The following is a 13,861-nucleotide window of genomic DNA, read 5'->3' as shown; positions in this document are numbered from 1 at the left end:
TGGTAAGTTTAAATAATTTAGTCATGAAATGTTTGGATTGTAAACTAGCAAAAAATACTCTTATATATGGGATTATTACGTTAATCATCGTGGTACTTAGTTATAACTTTTTAGATATTAAAGTAACTACAGCGATACATTCAGGTGATTTTTTTGGTACTAAGATAAGTACTTTAGCCTCCTTAATATCTCAGATTACATCATCAAAAGTTTGGGCGGTAATTACTTTAATCGTTACAGTAGTTTGTATTATTAGGTATCTACGTAAAAAAACTTCCGACAAACTATATATAATGTCTCTAGCTTTAATACTAACTATTATCGTTGCAGGTACTCTAAAAGTTTTACTTGCTAGATATAGACCTGAAATGCTTTTATTTAGAAATGAATATGGCTTTCACTTCTTTTCTTTAAAAAAAGCTTATAACTCAATGCCATCTGGACACACAACTTTATCATTTGCTGGCTTATTAGCAATAGCTAATTTTTTTGAGAAAAAATACATTACAATAATTGCTATAATAATTGCGACTATAGTTGCGATAAGTAGAGTTATTGTTTTAGATCACTATGTTTCGGATGTTATATTATCTGCATATATAGGATCATTCTGCTATTTATGGGCAAAAGCTTTCGTAGAAAGTAGACAAAACGCTAAATAAACTCTTTAAAATAAGTCAAGGCCTTTCGGTATACTTCCTGTTTAAAATAGACCACGTGATTTATCGGATACCAATAACTAACCCAACGCCAATTATCAAATTCTGGTGAATCATTGGCCTCTAGGTCAATATTACTTTCAGAGCTTTTCAGTCTTAATAAAAACCACTTTTGTTTTTGTCCAACACATACAGGCTCTTTACCTCTAAGTAATGAGTCTGGAATATCATATTTATACCAATCTCTCGTTGAAGCTATAACTTCAACATCCTGAGGCCTCAAACCGACTTCTTCATGAAGCTCGCGATACATTGCCTGTAAAGGAGTCTCTCCAGATGATACCCCACCCTGAGGAAACTGCCAAGAAGCTCTGTTTCTTCTTTGACCCCAAAAAACTCTATTTTGTCTATTAAGTAAAATTATGGCAACATTTGCCCTATATCCACTTTTATCTATCATTATCTAAGAAATATTTCTTCTACCTAATATTTATTCTAAACTAATTTTTGACAGTTTGTTACTTTTCTAGTTCCAATAATTAAGCTTAATATAAATAACAAGTTATATATTTTAAAAGCATATCTTAATAAAAATTCTTATACACAAGCTGATTTTAACTTCTAAGATATACATATCATCATAAATAATTTATTATTATTCAAATCACTAATAATGATTTTAAAAGAGAATCTTGTGTACTCTACTTTAAGTGATTTTTTTCTAAATCAAGCAAAGCAAACACCAGACAATATTGCTATTACAGACTCAAATATAGAGTTAACATACCAGCAAGCTGCTAATCATGTTAAGTTTTTAGCTCAATATTTACAACATAAAGGATATGGACCTCAAAGTATAATTTCTATATATAGCTCTAAGCGCTATGAAATAATTATAGCTTTTCTTGCTATATCTAGTATTGGCGCAAGCTGTGTCCAATTAGATAAATCATTTCCTCTACCTTTACTAAAAAATATTATTGAAGATACTCAATCAGACTTAATATTATGTGATGAAGTACCTGATATAAAAACTACTGAATGTTTTAATTATATCGATATAATTAGTCAATATAACTCAAAAGATGTAGAAAACTTTAAGCAAACCTCTATAGATCCTGAGAAAGGATTTTGGTTAGTGTATTCATCTGGAACTACAGGCAAAAATAAAGGTATAGCGATATCTCATAGAGCAATCTTATCTTCTTATGATATTAGAGAAACAGTCAAAGCATATGATGAAAATAGCTCTATTGGCTGTAATATTTATTATCTATGGGAAGCTTTTAGACCTCTTATTAAAGGTGGTCGAACTAATATCATCCCTGATGATATACTTTATGACTTCAAAGCACTATCACAATATATTAAAGATAAAAAAATTAATGAAATATTATTTACACCATCATATCTAGAAACATTACTTTCAACATCCAAAGATATTGCTAAAGAAATATTTAAAAATATAGATACTTGCTGGCTTAATGGTGAAGTCGTCTCTAGCTGGCTACAACATAACCTAGAAGAGTTTATGTCAGAAACAAATATCTATAATTTATATTCAATCTCAGAGTGTCATGATGTCGCTACTTACAAACTACATAAAAATGATAAGAATCTAGAGACTGATGGAATTGTACCAGTTGGTCATGTACTACCTAAAGTAGAAGCTATTGTTTTAGATGATAATAAACAAATGGTCAAAAATGATGATAAAGGAGAAGTTTATATTCATGCTATAGGATTAGCTAATGAATATATAAATAGACCAGATTTAAATAAAGAGCGTTTTATACAAGCTAAAGATAGTCCTATAGGTAAACGTCTATATAAAACAGGCGACTATGGTAAATTATCTAAAGATGGACAGCTAATCACAATATATGGTCGCTGCGACTATATTATAAAACTACGAGGCTATACACTTTCGTTACCTTTTATAGAATCAGTTATCAAAGACAAACTTGATATTATGCATTGTGTTGTCAACAAAACTGGAGAGACTAGAATGTCAGAATATCTAGTTGCATATTTAGAAATCCCAAAAGATAAACAACAAGATTTCTGTGAAAAATGGCAACTTAAAGACAACAAGCCCTCAAAAGCACTTCTTGACAAAATATCACCTTTCTTAGCACACTATATGCTACCTAAAAATATAGTTCTTCTCGATGAAATCTCTCTAAATAGATACTCAAATAAATTAGATAGAAATAGCTTAAGTTTAGAAGATAATACTGTTTATGTTGAACAGGAAGTAAAAAATATCGAATCATTAGATGATTATAAATCACTTTGGGCAAATATACTTGGTATCTCAAAAAATGATATTAGTTCAGATAGTTGTTTCTTTGATCTTGGTGGTTCTTCACTATCAACCATGTTACTAATAAGCAAACTTAAAGAACTTAGTTTTGAAGTTAAAATAACTGACTTTATTGCAGCAAGTCAACTTAATAGTAGCTATAACTTATTATCAAAATCTTCTAATGATTCTGAACAAGATCTCTCAAAATTAATTCTAGATGATGTTGATAATTTATTTACAGATTTGAAGCCTAAAATACAAAACCTTAAACAAGAGCTAAACAAATCATCTAAAAATATACTTCTTACGGGGGTAACAGGCTTTCTTGGATCTCATACTCTTAAAACATTAGTTACTAATAAAAATATAGAAGCTATTTATTGTTTAGTTCGCGCTAAGAACCAACAACAAGCTGAAACTAGACTAGAAAATATCCTTAAAAAACTCAATATTGAAAAATCTCGTAAAATTGTTTGCCTCGTAGGAGATATTTCAGCAAAAGAATTTAGTTGGCAATCAGGAAAGTATATAGAGTATGCCAGCAAAATTGATACTGTAATTCATACAGCTGCATCTGTTAATTTATTGCTACCATATAATGCTCTAAGAAGTAGCAATTTTATTGGAACCGCAAATATTATTGATTTTTGTTCTACAAGCAAAACAAAACATTTAATCCATATATCTACAAATGGTATTTTCCCTTTACATCTAAACAAAAAGTTTAGTGAAAACCAAAATATCGAATGGCTAGACTCATTACAATCAGGATATTCTCAAACTAAATGGGCTGCTGAAAAACTAATTCATAATTCAGTAGAGAAAGGATTAAATGCTACAGTACTCAGACTAGGTAATATTTCACCTGTATCTAATAATTATATTAATGATTCAGATACAAATTGGATATTAATCAAAGAAGTAAATTCGCAGCAGAAAATACCAACTGATATAAATCTAGAAATGACTCCAATTGATCACATTTCTAAGATTATAGAACACCTTGTCCTAGAGAAGCATGCTGATAGATATATCTACAATACAACTAACAAGAACTTCCTTAATGCACAAATATTAGCAAAAGTTTCTAATTATGAGATTATTCCTTCAAAAGCTTGGAGCAAATCAATTACTGATAATTCTGCTAAATACTTAGCTTCTGATCATGCAAATATTGATGCATCAATAAATCTATATGACAGATCAAACTATGAAATGTTAATGTCAGAAATAAATATTGATTATCCAGAAATAACTGAAAACTATATAAATAAAATCTTCTTAAGGAGAGATGATGAATCTACTCAAGGATAAACACATACTAATAGTTGGAGCATCTAGTGGAATGGGTAAAGCTATAGCTGAGCTATGTCTTACTAAAAAAATGAAGATCTCTTTATGCTCTCGCCGTGAAGCAAATATCACAGGTGACAATGTTTTTTATCAATCTGTAGATATTCAAAAGCTAAGTTCTGTGGAGAGTTTTATCACTAACTCTATAGAAACCTTTGGCGAGTTTGATTATATAGTTAACTGTGCTGGGGTAATGTACTATCAATGTATAGAAAATAGAAACTACGAAGAATGGATGAAAACTATAAATACTAATGTAATTGGTTTTACAAATCTACTTTACTCAGTTTTACCATCTCTAATCAAAAATAAAGGAATGCTTATTAATATAACATCTGATGCAGCTAGACAGGCTTTTCCAGGACTTGCGATATACTCTGGATCAAAAGCATTCATGGAATATACTCTAAGAGCAGTGCGCCAAGAACTAATAGATAAAGATGTTAGAGTTATAAATATCCAACCAGGAAATGTTGCAACACCTTTACAAAATATGTCATCTGATAATGATGCTGTCAAAAAATATGCTAGTGATGACACTAAGTGTTTCATAACACCTCAGCAAATAGCTGAAACGATAGTCTTTGCTATGAATCAACCCAAAAATGTTGCTTTAAATGAAATTCTTATAGAACCTCAAAAAGAGCCTATTAGTGGTTAACAAATAGGTCTATAAAATAAATTATTAATCTTATTAAGCTTTTAGTATTGTAGATCTCTAAGCCAAAATTCAAAATATAGAATTTTCACCATATAAGTAGTTTGGTAACTGAAAGGTATTTAAAGCATAGCCTCCCTTTAGATCAGAAGGTTGGTCACCTATTGAAATAAGTACCTTATATCCTAAAGACTCTATATATGCTCTTTTTTCAGCCTTAAAATTTTTAAAATTCTCAGAAGAATATATAGTGATATCTTCTGGAAAGACAAAAACATCTTCAAAATCAACATACCCAGCATTTTGTAATGCTTGTTTTGTTGCATCCAAGTAGGTTGCAAATCTAGCACTAATAAAAAATACTTTAATCCCTTTATTAATACAGTATTGATAAAAATCTAAAGTTGGCTTTATTGGTTCAACATCCGTCTTAGCAAGAAGTTTATCCCAGATGCTATGATTTTCCTCTTGAGGAAATCCAACATCTTTAAGCGATTTGTAGTGATTTAATGATGTCTCATCAATATCTAGAACTATAGCACAGTTTTGTAAATCTACTTGTGAATTAATTACTTTTTTTGCTTGTTGAAGAATTTCTCTAACCTGATTAGTATAAGCATCACTCTCATAGAAAGAAATAATATCTTGTCTTGTCATATTAGATCTATTTTAGACCTAACTCTTTTAATCTCTCATCTAAAAACATTCCAGCTTGCGGATACTTATCAGATAAATAAACTTCAGATTTTGGATGGATAAAGCAAGGTGTTGAAATCCTATCTAAATTTTCAATTTCACCTTCTGGCTTTACAACTCTATGTTTAGTTGCAATGTATTCACCATGTGTCATTTCTTGTAGCATATCACCAATATTTATAACCAATGACTGACTATCACATGGCACATCAAACCACTCGTTACTTACAGGTGATAAAACTTGTAATCCTGGTGAAGAAGCTATAGGTAATAGAGTAATCAAATTAATATCCTCATGTGCTGCAGCTCTAACAGCCCCTGGCTCCTCATCACCTTGCATAGCTGGATAATGTAATATTCTAAGTAGCGTACCCTCGTAAGAGACCGTATCTCTTAGTCTTTGCGGTAACTTACTCGCTACTACAGGATCCATATGGTCATCTATCCATTGTAAAAGAGTCTCTCCTAAAGTCATCATTTTCTCAAACATTTCTTTTGCAGCGTTACTAACTTCTGCTGGATATCTACCATCAGGAAAATATAAATGATAAAAATGTTTAATATCTCTTACAGTTTCACCTTTAGCAACTTCCGAAACATCCTTTGGAAAATAACCATCTTGTCTCTCAACATCAAACCTATATTTATCAGCTTCTCCTGATTTTAAAAACTCTTGCCATTCTTTATAAACTGTTTGGATAAGACTCCAGTCAATTGGATGAGTTTTTAAAACTGCAAAACCAGTCTCCTTCAAAGATTTTGTAAATTCTTCTGGCGCATTATCTGCATAATAGTCAACACTACGGATATTCATTATTACTCCATTAATTTTGAGAGAAAACACTAAAACTTGAGCACATATTATAACAATAATACACTATCGTTGCATCTTTTAGATTACTTCAAATCACTTAATTAACCTCAGTTCGATAATTACTTCATGTCTAAATATTTATAATTATCGAACTGAGGTTAATGTAATATTCTATTTTTCTTTTTCTAAAAGAGAAATAACATCTTCAATTGACATAGGTTTAGCTAAGAAAAATCCCTGAGCTGCATCACATTCAATTTGTTGCAGCAACTTAACCTGTTGCTGATTTTCTACACCTTCTGCGATCATATACATACCAAGGGTAGATCCCATCTTTATGATAGCTTCAGTTATTGCAAAACTTTTCTTATCTTTATCTATATCTTTAATAAAACTAATATCTATTTTTAGCACGCTTACCGGTAGATCTTTCAAATAGCTAAGAGACGAATGTCCAACCCCAAAATCATCAATAGCATTTGAGTAACCTTCTACTGCTAATTTTGATAATAACTTTATAGCTGTTTTTTTATGACGTATCAGAGCTGTTTCTGTCACTTCAAAACACACTTTTCTATTAGCAATTTTGAAATTTTTAACAATTTTAATTAGACTATCAAATGCTTTTACATCATCCATATAAAAAGCAGAAACGTTTAGTGATAATTTTATATTTTCAAACAACTCAGGATATCGCTCTTCACATTCTCTAAACTCTCTAAGTGCCTTATTAAAAACTACTTTTGTGAGCTCTTTTATCAGTCCGACTTGCTCAGCAACAACTATAAACTCACCAGGAGATACTACTCCAAGCTCAGGGTCTATCCAGCAACATAAAACCTCTACTCCGCATATTTTCATTGTTTCAAGATCATACTGAGGTTGATAATGTACAAATAGAGCATCATTTACTATCGCATCACGTAGCTTATTCTCTATTTTATTTAATCGCACATACTCTTCTTTTAATTTTTGTGAGAAAAATGAGTAGCTTGAACCAGATACCTCTTTTGCATTATAAAGGGCTAAATCAGCATGCTTTGCAAGTTCCTCATAGTTTAAGCCATCATTTGGATATATTGCTATACCAATACTAATAGAAATATGAGCATTGCTACCTTTTATCTCTATTGATTGGGAAAATATTTTGGTAATTTTCTCAATGAACTTAGTCAGATGTAGAATAGTTTCCTCATTATCAATCAATATAACAAATTCATCCCCACCAAATCTAGCTGCTACACAACCTTTAGGTAAAATCCTTTTGATTTCACTAGCCACTTTTTTTAATAATAAATCACCAATATCATGGCCCAAAGTATCATTAACTATTTTAAATTTATCTAAATCACAAAATAAAATTCCAATCTTTTTAGTAGCTTGGCTTGCGTTCGATATAGCATTTATCGTTAATTCCTGAAAAAATGTTTTACTTGCCAATCCTGTCAGATGATCTAAATTTACTAAATCCCTAATTTCTTGCTCTGACTGCATCAAAGCAAGGGTTTGATCGCGAAGCTTTTTCTCAAGAGCCTTATGCTTACTTATTTCATATGATAAATCGGTAACCTGATTCAGTTGCTTAAAATTAGAAACAAATTTATTTTTTTCAGATATAAAAAGTATGATAGAAATAGAATTTTCAGGACTATCTTTTACTGATAGAATAGAACCTTCAGTATAGTATCTCTTACCATCTTGAGTGAATCCACCTGTCAATAAATTTAAATTTCGTGAGCAGTTTTTAAGGTACTTTTTAAACTTCTCTCCATCATCTACAGCAAGTATTTTCTTATCATCTATAGTCAAAAGAATTGAGTTTGCTTTAGAGTTATAATCAAGAACATTACCATCAATATCTAGCAATAAAAGAATTGCGTTTGGGTTTAATCTCGCTATTATTTCAAAGAAATGATAAATATCTTTTTTCATTTGTCTACAAGCCTATAAACTCTCTACCAATATTATCTTTGGCCTCTTTACTCTTAGGATTTAGATATACAGTCACAAGACACTCTTTATCTCCATTTGCAATAGCTTTATCAATAGATACTTTTGCATAACCTGTAGAATCAGATGCAATAGTACCAAACACGTTTGTAGTCATCATACAAAGTGAAGGTCTATCTATAACCTTTTCAGCAAATGGGCATTGTTTATTACCAAAAACAATTTTATCTTCTGTCTCTTCTATTATATAAAACTCTCCCTTGATTCGCTCTTTTAGATCAACAAGTACTTTACTTAGTAAGTCTTTGGGAATTTTTTCTAGAGATAAAGCATTTTTATACGTCATATTTATCTCTTCACCCATCACCTGCCCAACTACAGAAACAAATCCTTTTGAGTCCTCTTCTCCTACAGTATCTTGTAAAGTACCTGTTAAATGTCTAAGAAGAGTTCTTAGAAAACCATCTCGCTCTAAAGGAATATTTATCTTTTGGATATCTTTCATGATCTCGTCCCCCAATTTCCCCTGATAGTCAAATACATTATACTCAAATATAAATACAAATGTATATAGCTTCGTTACTACGAATATTCTTAAAAAAATTACTATTTTAGCCTCGAGGATGATGCTTCTGATATATTTCTTGTAAACGATTTTGTGATATATGTGTATATATTGTAGTTGTAGATACACTACTATGGCCAAGAAGTAGTTGCACTGATCGTAAGTCAGCACCATGGTTAAGTAAGTGAGTAGCAAAAGCGTGTCTTAATGTATGTGGTGATATTTGAGTACTTATCTCTGCTGTAAGAGCATAACTTTTTATACGGTGCCAAAATGATTGGCGCGTCATTCTTTTAGAATGTTGACTAATAAAGATAGCTTTTTCTTTAAAGTTTTTAGCTAGATTAAAACGAGACTCTGTAAAATATTTCTGCAAGAACTCTAAAGCATACTCTCCCATAGGCACAATCCTCTCTTTAGAGCCTTTACCTAATACTTGAATTACTCCAATATTAACATCAACATTTTCAACATCTAAACCAACTAGTTCACTCACACGCAACCCTGTTGCATACATTAGCTCGAGCATAGCTCTATCTCGGATTCCAATATCTAAAGTTAAATCCGGTGCTTGTAATAACGCTTCAACATCTGCCTCTGTCATATCCTTAGGCAAACTTTTAGCTAACTTTGGCATAGTTAATTTAGCAGTAGGATTATTCTCAATTTGACCAGATCTAAAAAGCCATGCATAAAATTTACGCAATGTAGATATCATTCTGGCATTAGAGCGACTACTATAACCATTTTTAGAACGATATGAGATAAAAGCATATAATTGCTCAAAGTCTAAACTAACTAAATCAGCTTTTGAAAAATAATTTTGAAGAAATTTAAGATCTGTACGATACGATGAGATTGTATTTTGACTCAAACCATGTTCAAGCCAAAGATTATCAAGAAAAGTATCAACGACTGTAGACACTTTTTGATTTTCCTAGAATTATACTTTTTCTTTAATTCTAGCTGCTTTACCAGTACGGCCTCTCATGTAGTATAGCTTAGCTCTACGTACATCTGCTTTCTTCTCTACTTTGATACTATCGATCAATGGAGAATGAGTTTGGAAAGTTCTCTCAACACCCATACCTGAAGACATTTTTCTTACCGTGAAAGCAGAGTGAAGACCTCTGTTTCTTTTTCTAAGAACAAAACCTTTGAAAGCCTGGATTCTTTGCTTATCACCTTCTCTAATCCATAGATTAACAGTTATTGAATCACCCGGATTGAATTCTGGAAGATCTGTTCTGATTTGTGACTTTTCTACTAGTTCAACAAATTTATTTTTCATTATTATTCTCCTTTTGTGCTTACCTTATCTATTTTATAATCATTTATAATTTGCTTATCTTCTTCAGATAGGCATAGGCACTCTATTAAATCTTTACGACGCTCATAAGTTCTTATTAACTTCTGTTTACGCCTCCATTTTGCTATTTCCTTATGATTACCAGATAACAAAACACTCGGCACTGCATTACCATCAGGTAAAACAGCTGGCTTTGTATAATGCGGGTAGTCCAACAGACCATCATAAAAAGAATCTTCAATCGCAGAATCTTTATTACCCAACACTTCTGGCAATAGTCTAATCAGACTATCCATAACAAGCATAGCAGGGAGCTCACCACCACTTAAAACAAAATCACCCACAGAGATTTCCTCATAGACATGATCTTGTATCAGGCGCTCATCAACCCCTTCATATCTACCACAAAGTAGTATCAGTGAATCATTTTTTAAAAGCTCTAAAGCCTTCTTATGATTAAATACACCACCTTGAGGTGACAAGTATACTACTTTTGTATTACAACCTAAAGTACTTTTTGCATCTTTAATAGCTTTTGATAAAGGTTCATATTTCATAACCATACCAGCTCCACCACCAAAACTAGTATCATCTACAGTAGCGTGCTTGTCTGTCGTATAGTCACGAGGATTAAAACAATCTATAGATGCCTTCTCATCATTAACTGCCCTAGCTGTAATCCCAAAATCATTTATTGCTTTAAACATTTCTGGAAATATTGATATTATTCCGAATTTCATTTTTATAAATCTCTAACTAAAACAGCTCTAATTGTAGTACTTAGAACTAATAAACACAAATACTTGAGTGATAAAATAAACTTTTTATATTATGAAATGCACATAACAGCTTAAGTTACAAAAAATTCATAAACCGCACCTTTGCGATAAGCAGTTATCAAGTCAATGATAAAAGGCTTCAACTGTTTGAATCAATTATTTTAAATAATTGATGAGTTTTGAAGACTGCATTGACATGTAACTAGCGATAATAGGTGCTAGCTAGCATTTTTGCTTACTTTTTGTGCAATGCAAGAAGTAAGACGCATCAGCTTACAAAGTAAGCGGCGAAACATAGAAGTACAATATAATAAATACTTATAAATTTAAGTTAATAATCATATTCCCAATCAACAACTATTTTCTTTGAATCAAGATCTTCACTAATAATATACTGTTTAACATAAGGAATCAGATACTCAGAAGATTCTTTTTTACAAACCAACACTTCATTAGCACCAGTTTCTATAAGATCTACAATCTCACCAAAAGAATCATTATTAGTATTTATAACATCACAACCAATAAGATCCTTGAAGTACGCTTCACCATTATCTAACTTAGGTAAAGCCTCTTTAGGAACACCAATCAATGCATTAACATATTTTTTCGCTATTTCAGCATCATCAATATTTGCTAGCTTAATGTAAAGCTTATCAGCTCGTCTTAAAACACTCTCGTCTTTAAGTGGTTGCCAAACATTATTAGCTGGCAACTGGATATACCAGTCACCATAACTTAAAAGAGTTTCTATTGAGTTTGCCAAAGGATATAAATTAAGCTCACCATCAAGCTTATACGTAGCTCCAACTTTAGCTATTTCTACAAAATCCTGTGACATAAAAGATAATTAATTATGAAATTATATTAAGCAGCTTTTTTAGCTTCTTTGATTAAGCTAGCTACTCTGTCTGAAGGTTGAGCACCTTTAGCAAGCCAAGCTTCAGCCTTTGCTAAATCAAGCTTTAATCTTTCTTCGCCGCCTTTAGCTAATGGGTTAAAGAAACCTAATCTTTCGATGAATCTACCATCTCTTGGGCTTCTTTTATCAGCAACTACGATTCTATAGAAAGGACGCTTTTTAGCTCCACCACGAGCCATACGAATTACTACCATTTATTTATTCTCCGGTTTTATATTTTTAATCTATTTAAATATTTAAATTTAGTAACTAAGCCTAGCAGCCATAAACTTAGCAAAAATTTATGCAAAAATTTAATAGCAATACTTTAAAGTCTCTCGACTAAAAAGTCAATAGTTGACTTAATATAAACATAAATATATAATACCCCAAGTCGCTGTATTTAACAAACAACTTGCTTGCGACATTAAAGAATAAGCTAAAGCGTTTCTACTAATTTTTTAGAAAATTCCTAGAAACCTTTTAGCTATAACAAACTAAAAGGGAACAAGATATGTCAAAAAATTATTTATTTACTTCTGAATCAGTATCAGAAGGACATCCAGATAAACTAGCTGATCAAATTTCAGATGCAATACTAGATGAGATTCTTAAGCAAGATAAGAATGCTCGAGTAGCGTGTGAGACTCTAGTAAAAACAGGTATGGCATTAGTTGCTGGTGAGATATCTACTTCTGCATGGGTAGATATTGAAGAGCTAGTTAGAAATGTTATTACAGAAACTGGATATGATAATGCTAATAAAGGTATTGATGGTAGAACATGTTCTGTTATCAATGCTATTGGTAAACAATCAGGTGATATTGCTCAAGGTGTCGATCGTGGATCTCTAGAAGATCTTGGTGCCGGTGACCAAGGTTTAATGTTTGGCTTTGCAACAAATGAAACACCTACTCTTATGCCTTCAGCTATCTACTACTCTCACTTACTAATGAGAAAACAAGCAGAGCTTAGAAAATCAGGTAAATTAAAATGGTTAAGACCAGATGCCAAAGCTCAAGTAACACTTGCTTATGAAAATAATAAACCTAAGTTTATTGATACAGTTGTTTTATCAACTCAGCACGATGAGTCAATTTCTCAAAAAGAATTACACGATGCTGTAATTGAGGAAATTGTCAAAGAAGTTATACCTGCAAATCTAATCACAAAAAATACTAAATATCACATCAATCCAACTGGTGTATTCCTTATTGGAGGCCCTCAAGGTGACTGCGGATTAACTGGTAGAAAAATTATTGTTGACACTTATGGTGGCGCTGCTCATCACGGTGGTGGTGCATTCTCTGGAAAAGATCCATCAAAAGTAGATCGTTCTGGTGCATACATGGGCAGATATATTGCAAAAAATATAGTTGCTGCTGGCCTAGCAGATAAATGTGAAGTTCAAGTTGCATACGCTATTGGTGTTGCAACTCCTGTATCTCTAATGGTAAATACTTTTGGTACAGGTAAGGTAGCAGATAATACTATTGAAAAGCTTGTTAATGAAGTCTTTGATCTTCGAGTTGGTAAAATCATTGAAAATCTAGATTTACTAAATCCAATTTATAGAAAAACTTCTAACTATGGCCACTTTGGACGTGAACTTCCTGAATTTAGTTGGGAAAAAATTGACAAAGCAGATGCACTTAAATCTTTAACTAATATTTAATCTTTATTTTTCTCTTAAAATCTATTTAATTTATTCAAATAGCCTTATCTTAAAACTAAAGTTTAATTGTCTTTATTAAATGAAATATTATTACTAAAGCTTATGCTACATAGCTAATTAACCTCAGTTCGGAATTAAAAGCATTGTAAATTAAGGGTTTAGTAGTGTTTTTAGGTTAAAATAAGCGAAAAACC

14 protein-coding genes are annotated in these 13,861 nt (G+C 31.6%); 4 read left to right on the top strand and 10 right to left on the bottom strand.

Translation table 11 applies throughout. The features are described 5' to 3' along the window. The first annotated feature begins 23 nt into the window (after positions 1-23). Positions 24-662, top strand: a complete 639-nt coding sequence (locus AB8E56_RS04545) for a phosphatase PAP2 family protein (protein ID WP_329478439.1) — start codon at positions 24-26, stop codon at positions 660-662. Here AB8E56_RS04545 and AB8E56_RS04540 read toward each other — a convergent pair. Further along, a complete protein-coding gene (locus AB8E56_RS04540; RefSeq protein WP_329478436.1) occupies positions 655-1,119 on the bottom strand; it encodes an RNA pyrophosphohydrolase in 465 nt (154 codons plus the stop codon). The two genes, AB8E56_RS04545 and AB8E56_RS04540, sit on opposite strands and share 8 nt — an antisense overlap. Positions 1,120-1,353: 234 nt before the next feature. Between AB8E56_RS04540 and AB8E56_RS04535 the strand changes: the two genes are divergently transcribed. Next, positions 1,354-4,281 (top strand): AMP-binding protein, encoded by a 2,928-nt coding sequence (locus AB8E56_RS04535; protein ID WP_329478434.1) that lies wholly within the window; start codon positions 1,354-1,356, stop codon positions 4,279-4,281. Then, the gene (locus AB8E56_RS04530) at positions 4,262-4,981 is read left to right on the top strand and encodes an SDR family oxidoreductase (RefSeq protein WP_329478432.1); all 720 of its coding nucleotides are present in this window, start codon (positions 4,262-4,264) and stop codon (positions 4,979-4,981) included. The genes AB8E56_RS04535 and AB8E56_RS04530 overlap by 20 nt, the downstream gene beginning before the upstream one ends. Before the next feature lie 69 nt (positions 4,982-5,050). Here AB8E56_RS04530 and AB8E56_RS04525 read toward each other — a convergent pair whose 3' ends face one another. From AB8E56_RS04525 to rpsP, 9 genes are all read right to left on the bottom strand, one after another. After that, a complete protein-coding gene (locus AB8E56_RS04525) occupies positions 5,051-5,635 on the bottom strand; it encodes an HAD family acid phosphatase (protein ID WP_329478430.1) in 585 nt (194 codons plus the stop codon). Positions 5,636-5,642: 7 nt separating this feature from the next. After that, positions 5,643-6,488, bottom strand: coding sequence for a 2OG-Fe(II) oxygenase family protein (locus AB8E56_RS04520; RefSeq protein WP_329478428.1), 846 nt, complete (start codon positions 6,486-6,488; stop codon positions 5,643-5,645). 171 nt (positions 6,489-6,659) lie between these two features. Continuing rightward, on the bottom strand, positions 6,660-8,420 hold the full coding sequence (locus AB8E56_RS04515) for an EAL domain-containing protein (RefSeq protein WP_329478425.1): 1,761 nt from the start codon (positions 8,418-8,420) through the stop codon (positions 6,660-6,662). 4 nt (positions 8,421-8,424) lie between these two features. Further along, the gene (locus AB8E56_RS04510) at positions 8,425-8,943 is read right to left on the bottom strand and encodes a methanogen output domain 1-containing protein (protein ID WP_329478423.1); all 519 of its coding nucleotides are present in this window, start codon (positions 8,941-8,943) and stop codon (positions 8,425-8,427) included. A 106-nt stretch (positions 8,944-9,049) separates the two neighbouring features. Continuing rightward, positions 9,050-9,928: a site-specific tyrosine recombinase XerD gene (xerD, locus tag AB8E56_RS04505; RefSeq protein ID WP_329478420.1), complete on the bottom strand. Its 879-nt coding sequence runs from the start codon at positions 9,926-9,928 to the stop codon at positions 9,050-9,052. A gap of 18 nt (positions 9,929-9,946) precedes the next feature. After that, positions 9,947-10,294 carry a 50S ribosomal protein L19 gene (gene rplS / locus AB8E56_RS04500; RefSeq protein WP_329478418.1) on the bottom strand — a complete coding sequence of 116 codons (348 nt, stop codon included), beginning with the start codon at positions 10,292-10,294 and terminating at the stop codon, positions 9,947-9,949. Between the two features lie 2 nt (positions 10,295-10,296). Further along, positions 10,297-11,052: a tRNA (guanosine(37)-N1)-methyltransferase TrmD gene (gene trmD, locus AB8E56_RS04495; RefSeq protein WP_329478416.1), complete on the bottom strand. Its 756-nt coding sequence runs from the start codon at positions 11,050-11,052 to the stop codon at positions 10,297-10,299. Positions 11,053-11,422: 370 nt separating this feature from the next. After that, positions 11,423-11,932 carry a ribosome maturation factor RimM gene (gene rimM, locus AB8E56_RS04490; RefSeq protein ID WP_329478414.1) on the bottom strand — a complete coding sequence of 170 codons (510 nt, stop codon included), beginning with the start codon at positions 11,930-11,932 and terminating at the stop codon, positions 11,423-11,425. A 26-nt stretch (positions 11,933-11,958) separates the two neighbouring features. After that, the gene (gene rpsP, locus AB8E56_RS04485) at positions 11,959-12,207 is read right to left on the bottom strand and encodes a 30S ribosomal protein S16 (RefSeq protein WP_150467913.1); all 249 of its coding nucleotides are present in this window, start codon (positions 12,205-12,207) and stop codon (positions 11,959-11,961) included. 299 nt (positions 12,208-12,506) lie between these two features. Here rpsP and metK point away from each other — a divergent pair, with 299 nt between their 5' ends. Beyond that, on the top strand, positions 12,507-13,667 hold the full coding sequence (metK, locus tag AB8E56_RS04480; RefSeq protein WP_329478411.1) for a methionine adenosyltransferase: 1,161 nt from the start codon (positions 12,507-12,509) through the stop codon (positions 13,665-13,667). The last annotated feature ends 194 nt before the right edge of the window (positions 13,668-13,861 follow it).

The sequence above is a fragment of the Francisella sp. 19X1-34 genome (assembly GCF_041102755.1).
GTDB lineage: Bacteria > Pseudomonadota > Gammaproteobacteria > Francisellales > Francisellaceae > Francisella.
This window is presented reverse-complemented; position numbering and strand designations above follow the sequence as displayed.

Bases quoted from the DNA above. Each gene is read 5' to 3' on its own strand.
- rimM (WP_329478414.1), bottom strand. From the start codon at position 11,932: ATGTCACAGGATTTTGTAGAAATAGCTAAAGTTGGAGCTACGTATAAG.
- AB8E56_RS04520 (WP_329478428.1), bottom strand. From the start codon at position 6,488: ATGAATATCCGTAGTGTTGACTATTATGCAGATAATGCGCCAGAAGAA.
- rpsP (WP_150467913.1), bottom strand. From the start codon at position 12,207: ATGGTAGTAATTCGTATGGCTCGTGGTGGAGCTAAAAAGCGTCCTTTC.
- AB8E56_RS04510 (WP_329478423.1), bottom strand. From the start codon at position 8,943: ATGAAAGATATCCAAAAGATAAATATTCCTTTAGAGCGAGATGGTTTT.
- metK (WP_329478411.1), top strand. From the start codon at position 12,507: ATGTCAAAAAATTATTTATTTACTTCTGAATCAGTATCAGAAGGACAT.
- trmD (WP_329478416.1), bottom strand. From the start codon at position 11,052: ATGAAATTCGGAATAATATCAATATTTCCAGAAATGTTTAAAGCAATA.
- AB8E56_RS04530 (WP_329478432.1), top strand. From the start codon at position 4,262: ATGAATCTACTCAAGGATAAACACATACTAATAGTTGGAGCATCTAGT.
- AB8E56_RS04525 (WP_329478430.1), bottom strand. From the start codon at position 5,635: ATGACAAGACAAGATATTATTTCTTTCTATGAGAGTGATGCTTATACT.
- rplS (WP_329478418.1), bottom strand. From the start codon at position 10,294: ATGAAAAATAAATTTGTTGAACTAGTAGAAAAGTCACAAATCAGAACA.
- AB8E56_RS04545 (WP_329478439.1), top strand. From the start codon at position 24: ATGAAATGTTTGGATTGTAAACTAGCAAAAAATACTCTTATATATGGG.
- AB8E56_RS04540 (WP_329478436.1), bottom strand. From the start codon at position 1,119: ATGATAGATAAAAGTGGATATAGGGCAAATGTTGCCATAATTTTACTT.
- AB8E56_RS04515 (WP_329478425.1), bottom strand. From the start codon at position 8,420: ATGAAAAAAGATATTTATCATTTCTTTGAAATAATAGCGAGATTAAAC.